The sequence below is a fragment of the Streptococcus sp. 'caviae' genome (genome assembly GCF_001937065.1).
Taxonomy (GTDB): domain Bacteria; phylum Bacillota; class Bacilli; order Lactobacillales; family Streptococcaceae; genus Streptococcus.
In genome coordinates this window covers 1-8,334 of sequence record NZ_MOWR01000015.1, presented here as the reverse complement: position 1 = coordinate 8,334, position 8,334 = coordinate 1, and the positions used below count along the sequence as shown (strand labels likewise).

Below are 8,334 nucleotides of genomic sequence, written 5' to 3'. Positions count from 1 at the left end.
AATAAAGAATAAAATCCCTTACGGTATCTATGATTTAAGCTGGGATTCCCAATAATACCTTGATTTCAGTACAGACCGAAAACCCGAAGAGAGTGCCTTCTTTTCGGGTTTTCTTATATAATCCTCGAATCGTTTCCATGCCTTTAATCGTTATTGAGGCAGTGCGTAAGCTTCGATAAAATTTATTCCGACGTTTGATTGGTCGATGATCTTGCTCAATCAAGTTATTGAGATACTTAACTGTTCTGTGTTCTGTCTTCGTATACAGACCAGCTTTTTGTAATTTTTTAAACGCACTGCCAATAGATGGTGCCTTGTCTGTGACTAGAACCTTTGGTTCGCCAAACTGCTTTCTAAGACGTTTTAAAAATGCGTAGGCTGCTTGTGTGTCGCGTTTTTTACGTAGCCAAATGTCCAGCGTTAAACCGTCTGCATCGATCGCGCGATACAAATAGTGCCAGGTCCCTTTGATTTTGATATAAGTTTCATCCATTTTCCACGAATAAAAAGACTGTCTATTTTTCTTTTTCCAAATTTGATATAGGGCTTTGCCGTATTCTTGTACCCAACGGTAAATCGTTGTATGACACACATGAATGCCACGATCATAAAGTATTTCTTGAACGTCTCGATAGCTGAGGTTATAACGAAGATAATAGCCAACGGCGACAATAATCACGTCTTTTTGAAATTGTTTCCCTTTGAAATGCTTCATCTTCGTTCCTCCAAGCTATCTTTTCTATAATTTTAACTTAAAATAGATTCTTTTGAAAACTTTGCAACAGAACCGCTCGTTTTTATGAACAGATTAATAATTTGACTTTGCAAGGCTAAACAATAAAACACACTATATGAAGAAACGACAAACCTATTTTTCCGGTTTGTCGTTTCTTTTTTGCGCTAATTTTCTGGTGTAACAAATAATTGTCACGCCATGGTACACTTGATATAACGCCGGTTATGCTATCTGTGTCACACCGGTGTGACAAACTAAAAAAGTGAGTGTGACAAATATCGTGATGAAAGCGTCGTCAAAAAGCGCTTGCGTGAGTATATAATGATTTTGTCAGGAGGATAGTCAAATGAACAAACGAATTCGTGAAATACTCAAAATGATTATTAAAAACCCTGAAATGAAACTTTCCGCTTTGACAAGTGAACTCGATTTGACACGTCGTCAAATCAACTATGCCATCAACCAATTCAATGAAGACTTGGAGATGAAAAATATCCCAACGATCCAGCGTAGTCACTCCGGTGATATTACAGTACCGATTGAAGTGATCCAAATGATGTCCCAGTTGGATCAGGAAACGGTGGACGAACAAGCAACGTTGGCATTGACGGAGGGAGAACGTGGGGCGCTGATAGTGATGACTTTGATCACCAATATCGAATATGTTAGTCTGGATCATTTGTTGGATATAGTAGAAGTCAGCAAAACTACCATCATGGATGATATCAAACGAACCGACGCCCTACTAAGAAACTACAGTTTGACAATTCAATACGACCGGATTAACGGGTATCAATTGGCTGGATCGGAACACCGAATCTTGCAACTGTTATCTGATTTGGTGAAGCAGTGCCCGATTTTCCGTCGGGAAACCATCCGAGGCAAGTTGGTTCATGGCGTGACGGAAGAAGAAATTGTCCATCTGGTTCACAATATGGAACAAATGTTACACCTTAGTTATTCCGATGAGTCGGTGGATTACCTGCAAACGGCGGCCCGTTTTTTAGTCAGCCGGGGCATCAAAGTATCCACTAAACCGGATTTCTTTCCCGGTGAGGTCAGTAATACACCGGAATACCGGATGTTGACGATTTTAGTCGGCGAGACGGCTTGGAAATTATCCAAGAGTTACCTGGAATGGTTCACGCTCTTATTTTTGACTTCCAATATTTTTGAAAGTAAGACCACCCAGAACTACGATTCAGATCAAGATTTACGTAAATTGATCAGTCAAATGGTGGAAAATTTCCAAAACCAAACCTTGATTATGATCGATGATCGCGAAGACTTTGAACGTCGGATATTAAGTCATTTACGACCGGCCTGTTTCCGGATCCGCTTTAACTTGAGTTTGGGGGTCTATTCTGTCGATAGCCTGATCAAAGACAGCAACCATGCAATCTTGATCGACTTGATGAAAGAATTGATTATTCCCATCGAGAATTGGCTGAACAAAGCCTTTCCGAACGACGAATTGGATTTGTTGTCTTATTATTTCGGCTACCAGTTAAGCAGTCATAACAAGCTGAACAAACAGCGGCCACGAGCAGTGGTGGTTTGTACCAACGGCGTTATGGTTTCCAAGTTAGTACGGGCCAATATGGAAAAACTTTTTCCCGAAATTCATTTTTTGGCTTCCTTATCGGTGCGAGACTTTTACAAGTTTGAAGTCGATTACGACTTGGTTTTTACTACAACACCTTTAAACAGCGCCATGATGCAGTTCATTATTGATCCCATCATGACTTATCAGGAACAAATCAGTTTGCGCTACCGAGTCTTAAGTGACTTGGGCATCACTAAGGTGGATCGCGCGCTGGATGAATTGTTGAAAATCGTCAAAAAATATGCGACGGTCAACGATCAAGCGTCTCTGCGGGAAGAGTTGCAATACTTCTTGGTGAAACAAGATGAAAGTACTCCATTGGATAATTTCCAAGTCTTACCTTCTTTGACTCACTACCTGCGTCCAAATTATGTGCAAGTAATCGATCAGGAGATGACTTGGGAAGAGGCAGTCAGTCTGGCATGTCAACCATTATTGGATCATCAGATCATCGATTCACGCTTTATTAATGATTGCGTGAATCAAATCAAACAACCCGGTTACGCCGGTTATCTGGGGATGCGAACCTGCATCCCGCATACCACTGTTGATAAAGGGGTCATTAATGACGGTGTCAGCATTATGGTTTGTCAAAAACCGGTGATTTTTCCGAATGGGGAGGCCATCAGTTTGATTTTGCCATTATCCTTCTTTGATTTAACCAAGCATTTACGAGCTATCAATCAGATCGCCGATATCGCCAAAGATGATTCTTTGATTGATCAGTTGGTGGCTTCAGCAGATGAAAAAACCATCTATCAATTATTAAGACAAAGTTCTTAAGGAGGAAAAAATGAAATTAGCTGATTATCCAAGATTTACCGTAATTATGCGGGGCTACACGTTTGATCAAGCAGATGCGATTTTACAAGCAATGCAGGAATTTGATCATCAATTTGCAGTGGAAATGACCATGAATACTGAAGGAGCCATCGATCATATCCGTGAGTTGAATAAACGCTACGGGGATACGACCTACATCGGAGCCGGCACCGTTAGAACCTTAGAACAGGCAAAAGCTTGTTACGAAGCTGGTGCCAAATTCTTATTAGGCCCGCACATGTTTACTGAGGAAATGTTGGCCTACGCCAATGAAAAAGGTGTATTGGCAGTACCGGCTGCGATGACACCGTCAGAGGTCAATCAAATGTTTGCCCAAGGGGCGGACATCGTCAAAGTTTTTCCAGCAGCAGTAGTTACACCGAGATTTTTCAAAGATATCCAAGCGCCTCTTGGCAAATTGCCCTTGATGGGTGTCGGTGGCATCAGTAAAGAAAACGCCAAAGAATTTTTTGAAAACGGCGCCAGTTATTTAGGCCTGGGTTCCGGGATGTTCAATAAGCAGGATATCGAAGAATTGAATGTTAAGAATCTTGCCCAATCAATGAAAGAATTGCTGGCAGCGATTTAATATTATGGGCGATATACAGGTGAAATATGAACAAGGAGTGGAAAGTATGGAACTTTATCTGAATGAGGAACTTGTCTTCCGAAACGTCGAAGCTTCAACAGATAGTGAAGTTTTGGCCTATCTGGCAGGTGAACTTTATCAAAAAGGGTATGTCAAAGAGGAGTACATCCAAGCAATCCAAGATCGGGAAAAAGAATACCCAACGGGATTGCCATCAACGCCCCCGGGAATTGCTATTCCCCACGCAAATTATGAAATGGTCAATAAAACGACTTTGGCGATTGCCACGCTAAAAGAGCCGGTACTTTTCCATAATATGGAAGACAATAAAGCTCAATTACCAATTCAGATCGTGATTATGATGGCAATTGGTGAGCCCCATGGGCAAGTGGAAATGTTGCAAAAAATAGTCGGCATCATCCAAGATGAACCATTGCGTCAGGAAATGATTGACGCCCGCAATGATACAGAATTATTGGCTTTATTAAAGAAAGCCGTTTTTTAAAAAATAAAAAATCACGAGTGGAAAGCTCGCAATCGGAGGAAATTATCATGAAAAGAATTTTAGTCGCATGTGGAAACGGTATTGCAACATCAACAGTGGTAGCAACAAAGGTTAAAGAATACTTGCAAGAACACGGAGTTGAAGTGGCAACTACCCAAACCAAACTAATGGAAGTGCCCGGCAAAGTCGAAGGGTATGATTTGTTGGTGACAACCGGTCAATTCGATGGTCAAACCGGCAATGTGCCAGTGGTAAAAGGCATGCCTATCCTGACAGGAATCGGTGCTGACAAAACGATGGAAGAAATCTTGAACTTATTGAAATAATAGCGGATTAAAGGAGCTGAAAAAATGAAAATCATTATGAATGTCTTTAACTTCTTTATCGATGCTGGACCGACAGTTATGTTGCCAGTCATCATTACCATCATCGGGTTGATCTTTGGTTTAAAGATTACCCGTGCATTTAAATCAGGTTTGACGTTGGGTATTGGTTTTGCCGGAATCAAATTGATTTTGGACTTTATGACCACTAACGTCGGCCCGGCTGCGAAGGCTATGGTTGAACGGACCGGTGTTAAGCTGGATGCGTTGGATGTCGGTTGGGGTTCAATCGCCGCAGTTACGTGGGCATCACCCATCATTCCAATCCTGATTTTCGCCATCTTACTGGTTAATATCGTTTTATTGGTTTTGAAACGTACCCATACGTTGGACGTGGATATTTGGAATTACCACCACATGGCCATCGTTGGGGTGATGGTCTACTTTGTTACCAAAAATGTGTTTTTAGGTGTTGGTGCCTCTGTTGTGATGGCAATCGTTACCTTTAAAATCTCCGACTGGTCACAACCGATGGTGGAAAGCTTCTTTGGAATTCCGGGCGTTTCCTTGCCAACTGTGTCCGCCTTGTCTTCCTTAGTGATTGCTTGGCCGTTGAACTGGTTACTGGATCGTATTCCATTATTCCGCAAATCGAAATTCACGATCAAGGATGCACAAAAATATCTTGGGTTCTTCGGTGACTCAATGATCATGGGGCTGGTTATTGGGATGGTGATTGGTGCTTTGGCCGGTTACGATATCAAGGCCGTCTTGCAATTAGGTGTCAGCATGTCCGCCGTTTTGCTTTTGATTCCTAAAATGACCTCATTGTTCATGGAAGGTCTGATGCCAATTTCTGATGCAGCTCAAAAATGGTCCCAAGAAAAATTCAAAGGAACACGTTTATTTATCGGATTGGATGCAGCGGTTGTCGTTGGGAATCCAGATGTTATTACAACAGCATTGATCATTATTCCTTTAACAATCGCCATGGCCTTAGTCTTGCCAGGAAACCGCGTTTTACCATTTGCCGATTTGGCCGTTGTGCCTTTCCGGGTAGCGATGGTGGTTGCCTTGACTCGCGGGAATTTGTTGAAAAACATCGTGATCGGTTTAGTCATTACTGCTTCATTGCTATGGTGTGGTTCTGCAACATCCCCAATGTTGACAGCAATTGCTAAATCAGTGGGTATCGACTTGGGTACTTCATCAATGTTGATCTCATCATTTGCGGCAACTTCCATGATCCAAAGTTATTTGGTATTCATCGCCTTTGCCTACAAACCAATCATCGGGATTCCGGTCTTATTGTTGGTATTGGCAGGTGTATGGTACTACTTTGACGGTGTGAAAAAAGTGAACCGAGAAATGAATGAACCAGTAGAAGCACAATAATTGGAGGGTTTAAATTGAAAATTTCAGATATTACAGTATACAAAGTAAAACCAAGATGGATCTTCGTGAAGATTTCCACCGATGAAGGCATTGACGGCTGGGGGGAAATGATCTCCGGAACCAAGACTGAAACAGTTGTTGCGGGTGCTTATGAGATCGGTAATCGTTTGATTGGGCGTAATCCATTTGAAATTGAACGCTTATTCCAAGAAATGCATCGCTCCTTCTTCCGTGGTGGCCCCATCAATGGGACGATTGTTTCCGGATTGGAAATGGCGCTGTGGGATATCAAAGGAAAAGCCTTTAACGTCCCTGTCTATGAATTATTAGGCGGAGCCGCCCGGGATAACATTAAAGTTTATTCGTGGATTGGTGGCGACCGGCCAAGTGAAGTCGCTGAACAAGCGCAAGACCGTTTTGATCGTGGCTTTACTGCCGTTAAAATGAATGCTACCGAAGAATTGCACTATATCGACTCTTACAAAAAAGTGGATGAAGTTGTCGAACGGGTGGCATCCATTCGGGAACGTTTTGGTGACGCGATGGATATCGGTGTGGATTTCCACGGTCGGGTGCATAAACCAATGGCTAAAGTTCTAGCGAAGGCCCTGGAGCCATTCCACCCAATGTTTTTGGAAGAAGTTGTCTTGCCGGAAAATGAAGAGCATTACAAAGAAGTTGCCGATGCAGTTGCTGTCCCTTTAGCAACCGGCGAACGTTTGTACACTCGCTGGCAGTTTAAAAATATCTTCAAACAAGGCGCCATCGATATTATCCAACCAGACGTAGCCCTTTGCGGCGGAATTTTAGAAACCCGCAAAATTGCGGCTATGGCTGAAGCTCATGATATGGCCGTGGCACCACATGCACCATACGGACCAGTTGCATTAGCAGCTACCTTGCAAGTGGACTCATGTACACCAAATGTCTTTATCCAAGAACAAAGCTTGGGTATCCACTACAATAAAGGCTTTGATTTGTTGGATTTTGTCAAAAACAAAGAAGTTTTCCAATACAAAGACGGCTATGTTGACCTACCTTCTAAACCAGGCCTTGGTTTGGAAATGGATGAAGACCGCATTAAGGAAATTTCTCAAGAAGGTTTGGTTTGGACCAACCCACAATGGAAAAACTACGACGGCACCATCGCCGAGTGGTAAAAATAAGTAAAGGATGATAGAAAATGGCAGAAGCACTAGTGATTGCAGGCTTTTTAGGATTGTTGGTCGTCTTACAAGTAAAAGATCAAAAGAAAATTATCGTGGCGGCTCAAACCAGCTGGATTCGTATGGGTTTGAGTATCGCATTGACGGTAGCGATACTTGTAATCTTTTGGCCAAGTAATCTGGCGGATCAAATTAAACTGGGGGCTTTTGCCGCTATTATCCTGATCAATGGTTTCTTAAAAGAAGGCTTGTCACAAGAAGGAGTCGTTAAACTAGGTGTCTTGAACGGCGAGTTTGCCCGCTACCCCCAAATTCAAATTGAAGAATTAGCTGGTGGCAACTCTTTTGTTTCCTTCTACAAGAGTAAGAATAATTCTTTCTCCCTGGTCTTTGGCAAATCGCAAGCTGAGATGGTGGCGGCTTTACAACAATTGGCCACTGATTCAGAGCTGGTTCTGGGTGAAATGGCGGATGAGAAACGTCCGCTTGCAAAGGGGAGTGCCCGATGATTTACGTAGCACGTCATGGTCAGACCCAATATAATGTGGACGGCAAAATTTGCGGTCATGCGGATATTGAGCTGACGGAAGTCGGTTATGCTCAAGCAGAGGAATTGGCTCAATTGGTCAGCGACTTGGAGCAGCCAATCACCAAAATCTATGTCTCACCATTGAGGCGGGCCCAGGAAACGGCCCGAATCATTAATGAAAAAGTGTCGGTACCCATTGAGGTGGAACCGCGCCTAATTGAGATGGATTTTGGACAGTATGATGGCTTACCAATTGAAACACCGGAATTCCAAAAGGTTCGTGTGGAATTCTCGCTACCATTACCAGACGGCGAATCCATCATGGATGTTGCCGGTCGGGTGTATCCTTTGCTGGCAGAGTTGGAACAAAGTGACGAAGATGTTTTGTTGGTGTGTCACAATGCCTTGATTCGGGTGATTGACAATTATTTTCATGGGAAGACGATGATTGACTTCTTGAAATTCAATGTGGACAATACTCAGCTGTTGAGGTACGAAAGGAAACGATATTAATTAATGATATTTATATTAAAAAGGGTTCTGTTGCAAAGTTTTAAATAAAGAATAAAATCCCTTACGGTATCTATGATTTAAGCTGGGATTCCCAATAATACCTTGATTTCAGTACAGACCGAAAACCCGAAGAGAGTGCCTTCTTTTCGG

General features: G+C 42.5%; 9 protein-coding genes and 1 pseudogene. 8 read left to right on the top strand and 2 right to left on the bottom strand.

All coding sequences use genetic code 11. From position 1 onward, the window contains the following. Positions 1-34: 34 nt before the first annotated feature. Positions 35-715: an IS6 family transposase gene (locus tag BMI76_RS10355; RefSeq protein WP_075347459.1), complete on the bottom strand. Its 681-nt coding sequence runs from the start codon at positions 713-715 to the stop codon at positions 35-37. A gap of 367 nt (positions 716-1,082) precedes the next feature. Here BMI76_RS10355 and BMI76_RS10350 point away from each other — a divergent pair, with 367 nt between their 5' ends. The 8 genes from BMI76_RS10350 to BMI76_RS10315 are packed head-to-tail and all read left to right on the top strand — an operon-like array spanning position 1,083 to position 8,184. Then, positions 1,083-3,125 carry a PTS sugar transporter subunit IIA gene (locus BMI76_RS10350; protein ID WP_005469860.1) on the top strand — a complete coding sequence of 681 codons (2,043 nt, stop codon included), beginning with the start codon at positions 1,083-1,085 and terminating at the stop codon, positions 3,123-3,125. A gap of 10 nt (positions 3,126-3,135) precedes the next feature. Continuing rightward, complete coding sequence (locus BMI76_RS10345) at positions 3,136-3,753, top strand: bifunctional 4-hydroxy-2-oxoglutarate aldolase/2-dehydro-3-deoxy-phosphogluconate aldolase (RefSeq protein ID WP_002362827.1); 618 nt, start codon at positions 3,136-3,138, stop codon at positions 3,751-3,753. Between the two features lie 46 nt (positions 3,754-3,799). Continuing rightward, a complete protein-coding gene (locus BMI76_RS10340; protein WP_005469866.1) occupies positions 3,800-4,258 on the top strand; it encodes a PTS sugar transporter subunit IIA in 459 nt (152 codons plus the stop codon). 47 nt (positions 4,259-4,305) lie between these two features. Continuing rightward, a complete protein-coding gene (locus tag BMI76_RS10335; protein ID WP_002362830.1) occupies positions 4,306-4,584 on the top strand; it encodes a PTS sugar transporter subunit IIB in 279 nt (92 codons plus the stop codon). A 24-nt stretch (positions 4,585-4,608) separates the two neighbouring features. Next, positions 4,609-5,976 carry a PTS galactitol transporter subunit IIC gene (locus BMI76_RS10330; RefSeq protein ID WP_075347458.1) on the top strand — a complete coding sequence of 456 codons (1,368 nt, stop codon included), beginning with the start codon at positions 4,609-4,611 and terminating at the stop codon, positions 5,974-5,976. A 14-nt stretch (positions 5,977-5,990) separates the two neighbouring features. Next, complete coding sequence (gene dgoD / locus BMI76_RS10325) at positions 5,991-7,136, top strand: galactonate dehydratase (protein ID WP_002362832.1); 1,146 nt, start codon at positions 5,991-5,993, stop codon at positions 7,134-7,136. A gap of 23 nt (positions 7,137-7,159) precedes the next feature. Continuing rightward, positions 7,160-7,651, top strand: coding sequence for a hypothetical protein (locus tag BMI76_RS10320; protein ID WP_002362833.1), 492 nt, complete (start codon positions 7,160-7,162; stop codon positions 7,649-7,651). Continuing rightward, the gene (locus BMI76_RS10315; RefSeq protein WP_002362834.1) at positions 7,648-8,184 is read left to right on the top strand and encodes a histidine phosphatase family protein; all 537 of its coding nucleotides are present in this window, start codon (positions 7,648-7,650) and stop codon (positions 8,182-8,184) included. The genes BMI76_RS10320 and BMI76_RS10315 overlap by 4 nt, the downstream gene beginning before the upstream one ends. 77 nt (positions 8,185-8,261) lie before the next feature. Here the strand turns inward: BMI76_RS10315 and BMI76_RS10730 are convergent. After that, positions 8,262-8,334, bottom strand: a pseudogene (locus BMI76_RS10730) (IS6 family transposase); the annotation flags it as partial.